General features: G+C 71.4%; 11 protein-coding genes. 7 read left to right on the top strand and 4 right to left on the bottom strand.

Annotation, left to right across the window (positions count from 1 at the left end; translation table 11 throughout):
• Positions 1-259 precede the first annotated feature (259 nt).
• On the top strand, positions 260-2,194 hold the full coding sequence (locus ACF062_RS17435; RefSeq protein ID WP_392139004.1) for an ATP-binding cassette domain-containing protein: 1,935 nt from the start codon (positions 260-262) through the stop codon (positions 2,192-2,194).
• Between the two features lie 521 nt (positions 2,195-2,715).
• On the opposite strand, the gene ACF062_RS17430 is transcribed toward ACF062_RS17435, so the two are convergent.
• On the bottom strand, positions 2,716-3,438 hold the full coding sequence (locus tag ACF062_RS17430; RefSeq protein WP_392139002.1) for a haloacid dehalogenase type II: 723 nt from the start codon (positions 3,436-3,438) through the stop codon (positions 2,716-2,718).
• 140 nt (positions 3,439-3,578) lie between these two features.
• Entirely contained in the window at positions 3,579-3,770 is a 192-nt protein-coding gene (locus ACF062_RS17425) for a hypothetical protein (protein WP_392139000.1), read from the bottom strand.
• A 278-nt stretch (positions 3,771-4,048) separates the two neighbouring features.
• Here ACF062_RS17425 and ACF062_RS17420 point away from each other — a divergent pair, with 278 nt between their 5' ends.
• Positions 4,049-5,515 (top strand): aminotransferase class I/II-fold pyridoxal phosphate-dependent enzyme, encoded by a 1,467-nt coding sequence (locus ACF062_RS17420; protein WP_392138998.1) that lies wholly within the window; start codon positions 4,049-4,051, stop codon positions 5,513-5,515.
• Positions 5,516-5,847: 332 nt separating this feature from the next.
• On the opposite strand, the gene ACF062_RS17415 is transcribed toward ACF062_RS17420, so the two are convergent.
• Together ACF062_RS17415 and ACF062_RS17410 are read right to left on the bottom strand one after the other, a co-directional pair.
• The gene (locus ACF062_RS17415; protein ID WP_392138996.1) at positions 5,848-7,116 is read right to left on the bottom strand and encodes a cation:proton antiporter; all 1,269 of its coding nucleotides are present in this window, start codon (positions 7,114-7,116) and stop codon (positions 5,848-5,850) included.
• 167 nt (positions 7,117-7,283) lie between these two features.
• Complete coding sequence (locus ACF062_RS17410) at positions 7,284-8,507, bottom strand: Vms1/Ankzf1 family peptidyl-tRNA hydrolase (RefSeq protein WP_392138994.1); 1,224 nt, start codon at positions 8,505-8,507, stop codon at positions 7,284-7,286.
• 284 nt (positions 8,508-8,791) lie between these two features.
• Here ACF062_RS17410 and ACF062_RS17405 point away from each other — a divergent pair, with 284 nt between their 5' ends.
• The 5 genes from ACF062_RS17405 (at position 8,792) to ACF062_RS17385 (ending at position 14,020) form a co-directional block, all read left to right on the top strand.
• Entirely contained in the window at positions 8,792-9,364 is a 573-nt protein-coding gene (locus ACF062_RS17405) for a DUF6328 family protein (protein ID WP_392138993.1), read from the top strand.
• Positions 9,365-9,525: 161 nt separating this feature from the next.
• On the top strand, positions 9,526-9,789 hold the full coding sequence (locus ACF062_RS17400; protein ID WP_392138991.1) for a histidine kinase: 264 nt from the start codon (positions 9,526-9,528) through the stop codon (positions 9,787-9,789).
• A gap of 42 nt (positions 9,790-9,831) precedes the next feature.
• The gene (locus ACF062_RS17395) at positions 9,832-10,578 is read left to right on the top strand and encodes a phosphotransferase family protein (protein WP_392138989.1); all 747 of its coding nucleotides are present in this window, start codon (positions 9,832-9,834) and stop codon (positions 10,576-10,578) included.
• A 277-nt stretch (positions 10,579-10,855) separates the two neighbouring features.
• The gene (locus ACF062_RS17390) at positions 10,856-11,272 is read left to right on the top strand and encodes a low molecular weight protein-tyrosine-phosphatase (RefSeq protein ID WP_392138987.1); all 417 of its coding nucleotides are present in this window, start codon (positions 10,856-10,858) and stop codon (positions 11,270-11,272) included.
• A 174-nt stretch (positions 11,273-11,446) separates the two neighbouring features.
• Positions 11,447-14,020, top strand: coding sequence for an ABC transporter substrate-binding protein (locus ACF062_RS17385; protein WP_392138985.1), 2,574 nt, complete (start codon positions 11,447-11,449; stop codon positions 14,018-14,020).
• Positions 14,021-14,102: the final 82 nt, after the last annotated feature.

Here is a 14,102-nt window from a genome sequence, read left to right as displayed (position 1 = left end):
ATGTCACCCTTCCCAGGCATTCCCGGCATCCCCGCCCACTGCGCGGCAGTCGCGGACCGAGCGGCCGGGGCCCTCGGCGTTTCGGCCACTTCCACGCTGCGGGCCGTCCAGGAATCGCAAGGGTCGGTGCATCCCGCACCGTCCGCCGCGCGCTCTGTTCCGGGGTTTTCGGCACGACCGAAACACAGGTGTTCGAAATTCGCGCCGGGTCGTTGAGCCTGACGACCCAGCCGCGAACACCGTCAAGGGGGAGGCCACATTGACCTCGGCCAGCACACAAGGCCGGCCCAGCACCGGAACGCCGGAGGCGGGGCCGCCCGACGAAACGAGCGGAGCGCAGGACGAGGAGTACCTGTACCGGGACGAGTCCCGGCGTCAGGCCGGCGCGCAGCTGACCACCGGCACCATGGCGCGACGGCTGCCCGCACTGGTCGTACGGTCGTTGAAGATGGCCTGGCGGGTGGACCGGGGCGCGACGGCCGGGTTGCTGGCGTGCCAGGTCGGCACCGGTGTGCTCGCCGCGCTGGGGCTGCTCGCGGTCACGGGGACGATCACCACCCTGATCTCGTCGGGTGACATCACCGAACGCCTGTGGGAGGCGGCGCCGCAGCTGGCGGTCGTCGCCGCGGCCACCGGGCTGCGGGCGCTGCTGGGGATCGCGGTGACGTGGCTGACGGGGCGGCTGCGGCCGGTGCTGGCCCGGGCGGCGGAGCTGACGATGATCGAGGCCGCGCTCGGCGCGGAGCTGGCGGCGAACAACAAGCCCGGTTACAACGACTTCTACGACATCGCCGACCGTGGCGCCCAGGTCACTCCGGACCTGGTGGACGAGGCGCAGAACGTGCTGGCCGCCACGGCGACCCTGGCCGCCGGCGCGACCGTTCTCGCCGTCCTGCACCCGATGCTGCTGCCGCTGCTCCTCCTGGCCTGTCTCCCGCAGGCCGCGGCGTACGTACGAGCCGCCAGGGTGGTGTACCTGGCGGGCCTGGAGACCTCCGGGCGGCGTCGGATGCTGCACAAGTTGCGCTGGCACATGGCCTACATGGAGTCCAGCGAGGAGATGCGGGCGTGCCTGGCCGGTCCCTTCCTCACCGCCCGGTACCGCCGTCTCGCCGCCACGGTCAACGCCGCCGAACGCAAGGCCGCGGACACCGGCGCGTGGATGGGACTGGCCGGTGCGCTGGCCGGCGGGGTGGCGGCGGCCGCGGTGTGGGCCGCGCTGCTGTGGCTCCTGGCCTCCGGCCGCATGAGCCTCGCGGCCGGCGGCGGCGCGGTCTTCGCGCTCCAGACGGCGACCAGCTCCGTGCGCGGCATCATCGACGGCGGGGCACGGCTGGTGCGTACCGGCTGGTACGTGCAGGACTGGCAGAACTTCCTCGACAACGCGCATGGACAGGCCATGGCCAGTTCGCGCGGTACGCGGGCGCTGTCCGCCGCTCCGGAACGGTTCGAGGTCCGCGATGTCACCTACCGGTACGACGGTGCCGAACGGGACAGTCTGAGCGGGGTGTCGCTCCAGGTGCGGCGGGGGGAGATCGTGGCGCTGGTCGGGGAGAACGGATCGGGGAAGTCCACCTTGTCCCGGCTGATCTGCGGTCTGTTGCTGCCCACGTCCGGCGAGGTGGCGTGGAACCACACCACCACGGCGCAGTTGGAGCCCTGGGAGGCGTGGAAGCATGTCGCCCTGGCCCCGCAGAAGTACACGTACCTGCCGCTGACGCTCCGGGACAACGTCACCTTCGGGCAGGGCGACACCGGTGACGCCGCCGTCCTGGCCGCCTGCGAGGCCTCCGGAGCGGCGGACATGCTGCCCGACCTGCGGTCCGGCCTGGACACCCTGCTGACGTCCGAGTGGTTCGGGGGCCAGCAGCTGTCCGGCGGACAGTGGCAGCGCGTCGTGCTCACCAGGGCGTTCTACCGGCAGGCGGCCCTACTGGTGATGGACGAGCCCACCGCGGCTCTCGACGCGCGCGCCGAGCACCGCGTCTTCACCGGGCTGCGTGACCTGGCCAAGGACCGGGCGGTCCTGCTGATCACTCACCGGCTCGCCAACGTCGCCATCGCGGACAAGATCATCGTCCTCGACCAGGGGCGCATCGTCCAGGAAGGCTCGTACGAGGAACTCACGCGCGAGCCGGGGCTGTTCCGCTCCCTGTGGGAACTACAGCAACGCACCACCGGTGAGACGGCGTGATCCCACTCCCCGTGGGACAGCGCGGCGCCTGGCGTCGGCGACGTGCACGCTCGTCCGGCGCTTCGGCGAACCCTCCGCCCCACTGGCTTCGGCGACGAGCCGGCGATCGAGGAGTTGTGGAGCGGTGATCTGACACCTGGTCGGGTACCGTGCCGGCAGCGCGCGGGCACCGAGCGGCCCCTCACGTGGTTCCCAGAGAATGCGCAGCGCCCACCGCCGGCCGAACAGGTCCATCGCGGCCATGAGGGGGCGGCCGGTCGACGATCCACGAACCGGTGTTCCGGGCGACGACCGGACCGTCCACGTCTGCGATCCGCGCATGAGCTGGGGCCGCCCGCCGCGGTCAAGCGTTGGCACCCGGTGGCGGCCGCAGCCCCGACCGCCCGCCGCCGTGCCCGCGCAGCGCGCCCAGCAGCCGATCAGGATCGCGTACGCAAGGACGTCAACTGCCCGCCGGGAGCCGGCGAGCCGGCTCAGGGAAGCCGCCCCGGACCCCCGGTCGTCTTTCACCGTCCACGAACTCAAGCGGCTCGCGCGCAACGCCGAGCAGGAGGACGGCCATGGGCGAGTTGGTCGGCCAAGTCGGCCAGATCGGCGGCGTGCAGGTCGAACCCGTCCGCGGAGGTGGGCGGGTCGCCGACGGGCCGGGCGACGTAGGCGGTGCGCAGGCCGACGCTCTGTGCTCCGCGCAGGTCCCAGGCGTGGGCGGCGACCATCAAAAGCCGCTCCGGCGGTCGTCCGGAGACGGTGACCGCCAGCTGGTAGACCGCTGGGTCCGGCTTGTAGGTCCGGGCGTCTTCCGCGGACAGGGCCTGGTGCCAGCGCAGTCCGGCGTGAGCATTGAGTCCCAGTAGCGCCGTCCGGCTCGCGTTGGAGAGTCCGATCGTCGGGAACCGTTCGGTGAGTCGGGCGAGCCCCGCCACGGTGTCGGGCCACGGCGGGAGCCTGCGGCCCGACAGTGCCAGCGTCGCTATGGCGGTCGGGTCGTCGACTCCGACGGCATCTGCGACGAGACGTGCGGCTTCCAGGTCGAGGACATCACTGGCGCGGTAGGGCTGGGCGCCGTCGAGGATGCAACGTTGTTCGCGCTCGATGTGCTGCTGCCACAGCGCCAGGAGCTGCTCGACCCTCATGTCGTCGAGCGATGGGTCGAGTTCACGAATGCCGGCGCGGATGCCGGCGGGTTCGTCGACGAGTGTGCCGAGCACGTCGAACACGATGGCATCGATCTCTGGCTCTGACATGAGCGAGGTCTCCCGGACGAAGCAGGGGCGCGAGAAGTGGCTGTTAGCCGAACGCGGCTGGAAGCGGCCCGTATTCCCCAACTGCACGGCCTGCTGGACACGCGTGTACGAGGCCCGCTCCGTCCTCCCGCTCCGGTCCGTCAGGCAGGGTGATCGGGCTGCTGCTCGGGCGGAGTGCCGCCGCCCTTTCCACCGCCCTTGCCACCCCGGTCGGTTCCGTGGGCGTGCCCACGGCCCTTCGTGGGCTGTGCGGCCTTGCGGGCTTGGCTGTCCTGCGGGGTGCCCGCTCCCTTGTCACTGCGCCGCAGCTCAGGCTGTTGCGGATTCGACATGGCTGCTTCTCCTTTTCCACGGGTTCCACGGGTTCCACGGGTTCCACGGGTTCCACGGGTCCACGGGCTTGCGCCGAAGGCATTGCCGATCACGCGGGTAACCATGCCGGCGTACGCGGCTACGACGACCGTCGCCCCGTCGCCCTCAGTCTGCGCGCCGGTCCGGCCCGCCGCCACTGGATCCGTTCACCCGTCGCTTCGTACCAAGCTTCACCCGTGCGGCGGCACCCGCGGCAGCGCGCCGTTTCCTCCTCCGGGGCCAAGGGCAACCGCACCCCATGGACCATTCGAAAGCGCCGGTACTCGAAGCCCTGGCCGCCTACCACGCCGAAGGACAGACCCCCTTCACCCCGCCCGGCCACAAGCAGGGACGCGGCGCCGACCCCCGGGTCCGCGAGGTCCTCGGGGACGCGGTCTTCCACTCGGACGTCCTGGCCACCAGCGGTCTGGACGACCGGATGTCCTCCCGCGGCGTCCTCGCACAGGCCCAGGCCCTCATGGCGGACGCCGTCGGCGCCCAGCACACCTTCTTCTCCACCTGCGGCAGCTCCCTGTCCGTCAAGTCGGCCATGCTGTCGGTGGCCGGACCGCACGAGAAGCTGCTCGTGGGACGCGACGCCCACAAGTCCGTGGTCTCCGGCCTGATCCTCTCCGGCATCCGGCCCATCTGGGTCACCCCGCAATGGGACCCCCGGCGCCACCTGGCCCACCCGCCCTCCGCGGAGGCGTTCGAGGCGGCCTTCGCCGAACACCCCGACGCCAAGGGCGCCCTCGTGACGACGCCCACACCGTACGGCACGTGTTCGGACCTGGCCGCCATCGCGCAGGTCTGCCACCAGCGCGGCAAGCCGCTCATCGTCGACGAGGCATGGGGCGCCCACCTGCCGTTCCACCCCGATCTGCCGACCTGGGCCATGGACGCCGGAGCCGACGTCTGCGTCACCTCCGTACACAAAATGGGCTCCGGCCTGGAGCAGGGCTCGGTCTTCCACCTCCAAGGCGAACTGATCCAGCCCGAGGTACTCAAGAGCCGCGAGGACCTCCTCGGCACCACCAGCGCCTCCGTACTGCTGTATGCCGCCCTGGACGGCTGGCGACGACAGATGGTCGAGCACGGGCGCGCCCTCTACGACGACGCGCTCGCCCTCGCCGCGTCCCTGCGCACCCGCATCGCCCGCATCGACGGCATGCACGTGCACGGTCCCGACGACTTCTGCGGGCCCGGCCGCGCGGCCGACATGGATCCCCTCCAGATCATCATCGACATCACCGCACTGGGCACGACCGGCTACCGCGCGGCCGACTGGATGCGCGATCACCACCAGGTCAACCTCCACCTGGCCGACCACCGCCGCATCAGCGCCCAACTGACTCACGCCGACGACGAACACACCGGACAGACCCTCCTCACGGCCCTCCAGGACGTCGCCGCGCACGCGGGCGAGCTGCGGCCCGCGGAACAGGTCGAGGTCCCGGACCCCGAACAGCTGCTGCTCGAACAGGTGCTGCTGCCGCGCGACGCGTACTTCGGACCGACCGAACAGGTGCCGTGGGAGAAGGCGGTGGGCCGGATCACCGCGGAGATGCTCACCCCCTACCCGCCGGGCATCCCCGCCGCGCTGCCCGGCGAACGACTCAACACGCACGTCGTCCACTACCTGCGCACCGGCATCGACGCCGGCATGGTCGTCCCGGACGCCGCCGACACCGAGGTCAAAAGCGTGCGGGTGGCGATCGAGGACTGAACCGACGGCCTGCACTGCTTCGAGCGGCGGGTGCGCCCCTGTGCCGGGCAGCGGCGGCAGCAGCGGTGGCCCTCCGTCGCCGTGCCATTCGCACAGCAGGACGGTGGCGTCGTCGTCGAGGCGTCCATTGTGGTTGATCGGCGACGTAGCACCGCGCGCGGTGCTGACCGGCCTTGGCGACGTGGCGGACGCCCCGGACACGGACGCCGGGTTCGAGCGGATCCGCCGGGCCACAGCGATGCCGTCGGCGGCCTGGGCAGCCAAGGAGCGCAGGGCTCCGAGGTCGACTCCGGCGCCCCGCCGACCTGCGGTGCGCGGGCATCCCCTACCCGCTACCTGGGGCACCGCAGGGGCTCCGCGGTCCGCCGCCGGTCCAGGCGGAGGACCACCGGGCCGGCCGTGACACCGTGCAGCACGACGGAGGCCAGCACCGTGAAGGTCACCACCGCCCACAGCTCCCGCTGCGGAACGAAGAAGTCCTGCTGGCCCAGGGCGTAGGCGAGGTAGTACAGGGAGCCGATTCCGCGGATGCCGTAGCCCGCGACCACCCAGCGTTCCCCGTTCTTCAATGAGCCGCCGAGCAGCCCGGCCCATCCGGCGAGCGGCCGGATCACCAGGAGGAGCAGCAGCCCGATGGCGGCGCCCTGCCAGGTCAGCGGGGCCAGGCCGCCCAGCGCGATGAACGCGCCCAGCAGGAACAGCATGGTCGAGGTCAGCAGGCGTTCGATCTGTTCGACGAAGTCGTGCAGTACGTTGTGGAAGCCGTGGGCCCGTTCGGCCGCCCTGACGGCGCAGGCGGTGGTGAACACGGCGAGGAAGCCGTAGCCGCCGGCGAGTTCTGTCACCCCGTACGCCAGGAAGGTGGCCGCCAGCGCGACGAACCCCTCCCGGTACTCGGCCAACCGCAGTGTGGAGGAGCGGGTCCGGAAGAACATCCATCCCAGCAGCTTGCCGATCAGCAACCCGCTGACCACGCCGACCAGGCACTTGAAGACGACGTCCTCGGCCACCCACCCGTCGACCCACTCCGCCGACCAACCGCTGCCCGCGGCGGCGGCCAGCGCGATCGCCGCATAGGTCAGGGGGAAGGCGAGGCCGTCGTTGAGTCCCGCCTCACTGGTGAGGGCGAACCGCACCTCGTCCTCGTCGTGCTTGTCCTCGGTCGGCTCCCCCACCCGTACCTCCGAGGCGAGCACGGGATCCGTCGGCGCGAGGACCGCCGCGAGCAGCAGCGCGGCGGCCGGCGGCCAGTCCAGCAGCCACCACGCCACCACAGCGGTCACCGCGACGGTCAACGGCATCGTGACGCCCAGGAGACGCCAGGCCGAGGCCCACGACCGTCGGCCCACCGGGCGGTTGAGCGCCAGCCCGGCGCCCATGAGGGCGATGATGACGCAGATCTCGGTCACATGCTCCGTCAGGAGCCGCTGCTCGACGGGGTCGACCACCGGTAGCGGCAGCGGGAGCAGGTACACGACGATGCCGCTCATCAGGAACACCACCGGCAGCGACAGGGGCCGCCCCGCCACCACGCGGGGCAGCACCGCCGCGAGCAACGCTCCCGCCCCCAGCCATGCGAACACCGCATCGGACAGGGTCACTACGCCGCACCCGTTTCTCCGGTCACCGTGCCCTGGGAAAGCGGGCGACTCATCGACCTTCCTTCGCCTTCGTCGGCTACGAACAACCTTGTTCGCGGCCCCTTGTTCTCATGTCGTCGTCCGCCGGGCTCGGGGTCGTCGCCCTCCACAGCACTCCAGTTCGTGCTTCAGCTCGTCGACTGGTACGTCCAGCGCAGCAAGGCGCCGATGCCACCGACCGGGACGTCGGTGTCCGCGGTGCCGGTCGTGTTCCCCGCGCCTCCGGTGCCATTCTTGGCGATCGTGGCTGCCGGGTCCGCGTCGCCCGACAGGGAAGGCTCGTCGTCCGGAAGCGGAACGATCAGTACCTCCGCTCCCGTGACGGCGGCCGAGCGCAGCAGCGCGTCGTCCGCGCGTACGGAGACCGGGGCGCTCTCCCCCAGAGTCTGCGCATCGCCTCGCCGGACCGCCACTTGGTCGGGGTCTGTGCCCACCCAGGTCTCCCGGTCCAGGTCCGGGCCACCGGGTCGGAGCAGCAGCGTGTCGATGCGGTGTTCGCGGGCGGCCTCCACCACCGCCGGGACGCCCTCGACCGCGTCCGTCGGCCGGTCGGTGCCCACCCGTCCGGCCCGGAAACGGTCCAGGGCCACCCCGACGCGACGGTCGGCGCACTCGCGCCGGGCGCGCTCGATGGCTTCCTCCAGCGCCGGGGAGTCGGAGCCCGCGGCCCGGCCGCCGTGCTCGGTCTCCACCGTGACCTCGCGGACGGCTTCGGGAAGCCGTCCGCGCACCGCCGACCGCTCGCGGGGATCGCCCACCAGGACCACCACTTCGGCGCCGGACTCCTCGTACGCCCTGGCCAGTGCTTCGGCGATCTCGCCGGCGTTGTGCTCCCAGGTGTTCTCCACCTTGAGCTGGAAGTGCCGCTCGGACCAGTCCGAGGTGGACGTACGGTGGATCGGCCACTGCTGCCCCTCGACCCCTCCGACGTCTCGCGTCCCGCCGGCTCCCCTGCGTTCGAAATCCGCGCCCGTGCGGTCGATGTACGCCACGAGACAGACGGGGTCCTGGCCGCTCAGCTCCAGGAGCGGCGCCAGGCGGGGAAGCGGGGACCAGCACGCGATCTGTCCCTGCGGGGCCCGGGAGAGACGACGGGTCAGCACCACTTCCCCGTCTGCTGCGAAGAGGGCCCGGCCTGCCGGGCAGTCGGTCGTGGCGGTGCTGGTCAGGGCCGCGCGCACCGCCTTCGTGGTCGCCGGGTCGGCGCCCTGCTCCTCCAGCGTCCGGCACACTTCTCGTACGGACAGCTCACGGCGTTTGGCACCCGACTCGTCGTTCTGGCCGGGGTCGAAGTAGACCGTTGCCCACGGGCCGGAGCGGTCGAAGAGCGGCTCCAGGAAAGACAGTTGCATGGTTCCTCCTCAGTCATCCCGGTTCCTGCCGGTTCAGCCGTGTTTCGGCTCAAGTACCCGGACGGCAGAGAAGGACACGTTCCGCGCCGGCTTCCTCAAGCTACCGCCGGGCGTGGCGCGGGCCAGGCCGGCTGAGCCATGCGTGTGAGGGCCGCCGGTTGCTCGACGGTGGCCACGGATTCGGTTCGTGCTCGCCTCCACCCCCGCACCACCGTCGTCCGGCGCCGACCTGCATGGAAGCGTCCGGACGGGGCATCCGGTCTCCCTGGACCTGGGAGGATGCCATGACCATGACGGAGCGATCGGCCGAATCGGTGAAGGAGGACACCGCCTGCTGCCCGGATCAGCACAGCCAGGATTCGCGAGCCGAAGGCGCGGACGTGCCAGAGGCCGCGCACGAGAGGGTCAATCGTCGCTGGCACGAGATCCTTCAGGAGACGCGGGTCGCCCAGACAGGCGTGCAGATCCTCTTCGGATTCCTGCTCAGCGTGGCGTTCACCCCGCTTTTCCGGGAGTTGGGCACGTTCGACCACGCCGTCTACGTCGTCACCGTGCTTCTCGGCGCCTCGGCCACCAGCGCGTTGATCGCGCCCGTCTCCCTCCACCGCTTCCTGTCGGGACAGCGCATGAAGCACGAACTGGTGGAAACGGCAGGACGCTTGATGATGTGCGGCCTGGTACTCCTCGCGCTGACCATCGGCTGCACCCTCCTGTTGATCCTGCGGATCGTGATCCCCGGCCCCTTCGCCGAAGCCCTGGTCGCAGGCGTCATGCTGTGGTTCGGCATCTGCTGGTACGCGCTGCCCCTGTGGCTCCGCCGCCGCGCCGGACGGCGCTCCGGCATCGACGGCGCGTAGCGCGTGGCGCCCCTCGTTCCCGGAGCCACTCCGCCTGCGCACCGCTGCGTTGCCACTTCCGCCCGGCCGGAGGCGGCTGGGCGGCGGCGCTCTGCCGCCTGTTCCTCGCGGCGGCTCTGTGCCTGGCGGTGGCGTACGCCCTGCGGTGGCCGGCGCCCAGGTTGCTTGGCCCGTCGTCGGCGGAGCGGCTCGCGTCGGCGGCCGAACGGGAGCGGGCGCTGACCGAACGCAACGGCCTGTCCCACGAGTTGCACAACTCGATCGGGCACACCCTGACGGCCACCACGATCCAGGCCGCGGTGGCGGGCGAGGTGCACTGTGCGGACCCGGTGGCGTCGCGGGCCGCCCTGCGCAGCATCGAGGAGTCGACCCCAGGGAGCCCTCGCCGCGTCGGCCGCGCAGTGCCGCGCAGTCGCACGCCATAAACCTGGCGACGTCGGCGATCATCCCCGGGATACTGGTCGTCCATGGATGAGGTCGAAGTCGTCGTCGCCCATTCCGAGCGTGCGACTCTGCGCGTCGGTGACGTGTTCTTGAAGGTGGACGCCGATCAGGCACGCGTCGACGCCGAGGTCGAGGCGATGTCCCTCGCGCCGGTCCCGACCCCTGAGGTCCTGTGGCGCGAGCCTCCCGTGCTCGCGATCGCCGCGCTCCCTGGGACGACGCTGGGGCGCCTCGGCGGGCCGTCGACCGGGTCGCCGGCGGCGTGGGCCGCGGCGGGCGCCGCCATCCGGAAGCTGCACGAGGCGCCCCTGCCGGCCCGGCCCGGCCGGGCCGGGCGGAGCATCGTCGCGCTGGCGGCGGAACTCGACGACGAGTGCGAGCGGCTCGTGACGAACGGCGTCCTGCCCGCTGACCTGGTCACCCGCAACCGCCGGGTCGCCGAGGCCGCGCTCCGGCCGTGGACTGCGGCGTTCACGCATGGCGACCTTCAGATCGCTCACGTCTTCCTCGACGGCGACGAAGTCACCGGCATCATCGACTGGTCCGAGGCGGGCCAGGGGGATGCCCTGTACGACCTCGCCACCTTCACGCTCGGACACGAGGAGCACCTCGACGACGTCATCGCCGGCTATGGCACCGACGTCGACCTCGACGTGATCCACGCGTGGTGGTCGTTGCGAAGCCTGCTGGCGGTTCGCTGGCTGATCGAGCACGGCTTCGACCCCTTCGCGCCGGGCTGTGAGGTCGACGTGCTGAGGTCCCGGATGTGAGGCTGCGGGGCACGACTGCTGCGTGAATCCCGGCCGTTGCGTGCATGTCGGCCGCTACGTGAATGTCGTCGCGGATCTCCCAGCGGATACGCCGCGCCTCACTGATTCCCGCAGGGACGGCTCCCCGGGGCGGGCGTCGCAGCCCAGCTTGTCCTTCGCCACGATCCGCCCGCCTTGATTCGGCCTCCTGACACACCTCGTCCTCACTGTCACGCTTCTCGGGGCCGGCCGCGTTCCGGCGGCCGCCCGCGAAACCCACCGCCGCCCCGGAGGGACCATGCGCATCCTGACCGTGTGCCTCGGTAACATCTGCCGCTCGCCGTATGCCGCCTGCGTGCTCGCGCAGGACGGTGGGGCGGCGGTACGGGCCCGTTCGGCGGGCCTGATCGACATGTGGGTCGGCATGCCCGCACACCCCAGCATGATCGCCGTCGCGGCCGATCGCGGGTACGACCTGAGTGCCCACCGCGCCGTTCAGGTGCGCCCCGACCTGATGGAGTGGGCGGACGTCGTCCTGGCGATGGACCGCGCGGTTCTGACCGAGCTGCGCCGCCTCACCGACAGGGCCACCGCCCACAAACTCGCCCTGTTCCTCGATGATCGCGATGTGCCCGATCCGTACGGTGGCGACGACGAGGCGTTCACCGCCTGCGCGGCCACCATCGAGGAGGGCGCACCCCGGCACCTTGCCTAGCCGTCGCGGGACTCGACCGCTCTCGCGCGCCGTCGCCCGTTCACCCGGAGGGACGGGCCGGACGGGCGGCTCCTGGGGATGGTGGCGAGCATGGAGGAGGCCGGAGGCCCGAAGCCGTATCCGGACGCTGCGCCGACCGTTCGCCCGCCGCGCAGGTGACAAGGGGAGAGCACTGTGGCCGATGACGATCTGCTGGCCCCTGTCCACACCCGGGAGGCGGTGAGCGCCGCCGAGCAGGGACGCGAGGACGAGGCCCGGGGCCTGCTGCGGAAGGCGCTGCTCGCCGACCGCGCGTACGAACCGGCGTGGCTCTGGCTGGCCTGGCTGGTCACCGACGAAAGCCATCGAAAGTACTGCCTGGAGCAGGCGGTGGCGGCGAACCCCGAGAGCGAGGCGCACGCCCGTCTGCACCGGGTGCGCAAGGTGACGTCCGCTCCGCCGCCCGAGGTCGAGGACTTCGCCGACCCGCCGCCCCCTCCCGAGCCCGCCCCGGAAAGGCCCGCCTGGCGCCGCCGCGCCGCGCACGCGGCGCTCGCGGTCACGGCCGCCGCGGTGGTCGCGGCGCTCGTCGTGCTGTCGCTCCGGCTGACGCGCGACGAGCCCGCGCCGGTGCACGTGGCCGTGGTGGCCGGGCTGAGCGGGCCGGGGGCCGAGCGCGGGCAGGCGGTGCTGCGAGGGACGCGGTTCCACCTCGACCAGATCAACAGCCACGGCGGGGTCGCGGGCCACCCTGTCCGGCTGCTCGTGCACGACGACAAAGACGACCCGGAAACGGCCCGCCGGGTCGCCAGGAAGATCGTCGAGGACGGCCGGGCGGCACTGGTCGTCGGTCACACCGTCAGCGGCACCGCGCTCACCGCAGGGCCGGTCTACGCGGGCGCCGGTATCGCGGCCATCACCCCGACGGCGACCGCGGACGCCGTCACCCGGGACAACCCCTGGTTCTTCCGGGCCACCTTCACCAATGGCTACCAGGGCGCTTTCATCGCCGGGTACCTGAACAGCGTCGAGAAGGCCCGGACCGCGTCCGTGATCCACACCGACACCGACTACGGGCGCACCCTGGCCGACGGCTTCCGCGAGGCGTTCGGCGGGCTCGGCCGGGTTCGGCACACCGAGAGCATCGGCCGCGTCACGGACCCCGGGCTTGGCGGACGTATCGACAAGGCCGTGGCCGCCGTCGCGGAAGACGCTTCCGCCGGGCCGGTCGTGCTCGCCATGCACGAGGACGCCGCCGAGCGGACCCTGGTGGCCCTGCGGGAAGCGGGGGTACGCGGCACCGTCGTCGGCGGCGACGCGCTGAGCAACGACGCCTTCGTCGCCCGGCTGCGGAAGACCCCGCAGGAGAAGAAGACGGAGGCGTTGACCCGCAACCTGTACGTCGCCTCTCCCCTGATGGCCGACAGCCTCACCGGCGAGGCCCTGAACTGGGCCGAATCCTTCCGCGACGACAACGGCTCCCTGCCCTCCTGGCCCGCCATGGCGGCGCAGACGTCCATCGACGTGGCCGTCGAGGCCCTGAAGCGCTCCGGAGTCTCGGCGGCCAGGCCCGGCGCGCCGGAACGGCAGGCCGTGCGCCGGAGTCTGGAGTCCATGAACAGTCCGGAGAAGGGGGTGAAATGCCTGCAAGGGCTGATGTACTTCGACGCCGCGCGTTCCCTGCCGCAGCCGGTGACCATGGGCGTCGTCCGCGGGGGCAAGGTCGTGTCCGCGGCCATCCAGCTCATGCCCTCCGACACGGCGAAGGGCCTCGACGCGGCGACGGAGATCGCGGCCGACCGGTCGGTGCGCGTCGCTGACCAGGTGCTCGTCCGTCAGCAGATCGTGTCCACGGGGTTCAACTTCAACGAGGTCAGCGCGCTGGACACCGAGGCGGAGACCTTCGAGGCGGACTTCTTCCTGTGGTTCCGCTACCGCGGCAGCGACGACGCGACCGCGGTCGACTTCGTCAACGCCGCGGACTCCGACGTCTCCCTGGGCTCTCCGGTCCGCTCCTCGGAGCGCGAGGGGATCAAGTACCGCCTCTACCGGGTCACCGGCACCTTCAAGGCGTCGCTCGACTTCCACCAGTTCCCCTTCGACCGGCAGCACCTGACCATCGCCTTGCAGAACCACAAGTACTCCGCCTCCCACGTGGTCTACATCGGGGACCGCAAGCTGCTGGAGCAGGACCAGGCGGAGGCGCTGCGCAGCGGCAGCGACGTCAACTCCACCATCGACCGGCTGTCCGGGTGGAAGTCGACCAACCTGGATCTGTACAAGGCCACCGTGGGCAGTACCGCCGCACTGGGCGATCCGGCCGTGACAGAGGAGACGCCCGGCATCTACTACGGGCAGTACGTGGCGGACGTGACCATCGAGCGCGACCTCGGTTCCTTCCTGCTCAAGAACATGCTGCCCCTGGTGCTGCTGGCCCTGGTCACCTACGCCTCGCTGTTCCTGGCCCGGGAGAAGCGCTACATCAGCAGCCAGATCTCCATGGGCATCACGGCCATCCTCAGCACCGCCGTCCTGCTGACCGCCGTCACCGGGTCCCTGCCGGACGTGGAGTACACCGTCGCCATCGAGTGGGGGTACTACGCCTTCATCTTCCTGGCCGGCAGCTGTGTGCTGGCCGCCCTGGTCAGCGGTCGGCTCGCCGGGAAGAACGACCTCGTCGGCTGGCGCAACCTGAACATCGGCTTCCGGATCTACTACCCCCTCTTCTGCCTCGCCGTCGTCCTCGCGTACGTGGTGGCCTACGGTTGAAGCCGGCCCGCCCGCCGGCCAGGAGCATTGTGCGCGCTGTCCGCCCTTGTCATGATGGCCCCGCCCTCTCCGGGCGCGACGC

Origin of the sequence: Streptomyces sp. NPDC015345, from assembly GCF_043078805.1 — a bacterium.
GTDB lineage: Bacteria > Actinomycetota > Actinomycetes > Streptomycetales > Streptomycetaceae > Streptomyces.
Note: the sequence above shows the minus strand (reverse complement) of the source record. Positions and strands in the feature narration are given on the sequence as shown.

Coding starts and splice junctions, on each gene's coding strand:
- ACF062_RS17420 (WP_392138998.1), top strand. CDS start 4,049: ATGGACCATTCGAAAGCGCCGGTACTCGAAGCCCTGGCCGCCTACCAC.
- ACF062_RS17390 (WP_392138987.1), top strand. CDS start 10,856: ATGCGCATCCTGACCGTGTGCCTCGGTAACATCTGCCGCTCGCCGTAT.
- ACF062_RS17410 (WP_392138994.1), bottom strand. CDS start 8,507: ATGCAACTGTCTTTCCTGGAGCCGCTCTTCGACCGCTCCGGCCCGTGG.
- ACF062_RS17425 (WP_392139000.1), bottom strand. CDS start 3,770: ATGTCGAATCCGCAACAGCCTGAGCTGCGGCGCAGTGACAAGGGAGCG.
- ACF062_RS17430 (WP_392139002.1), bottom strand. CDS start 3,438: ATGTCAGAGCCAGAGATCGATGCCATCGTGTTCGACGTGCTCGGCACA.
- ACF062_RS17395 (WP_392138989.1), top strand. CDS start 9,832: ATGGATGAGGTCGAAGTCGTCGTCGCCCATTCCGAGCGTGCGACTCTG.
- ACF062_RS17405 (WP_392138993.1), top strand. CDS start 8,792: ATGACCATGACGGAGCGATCGGCCGAATCGGTGAAGGAGGACACCGCC.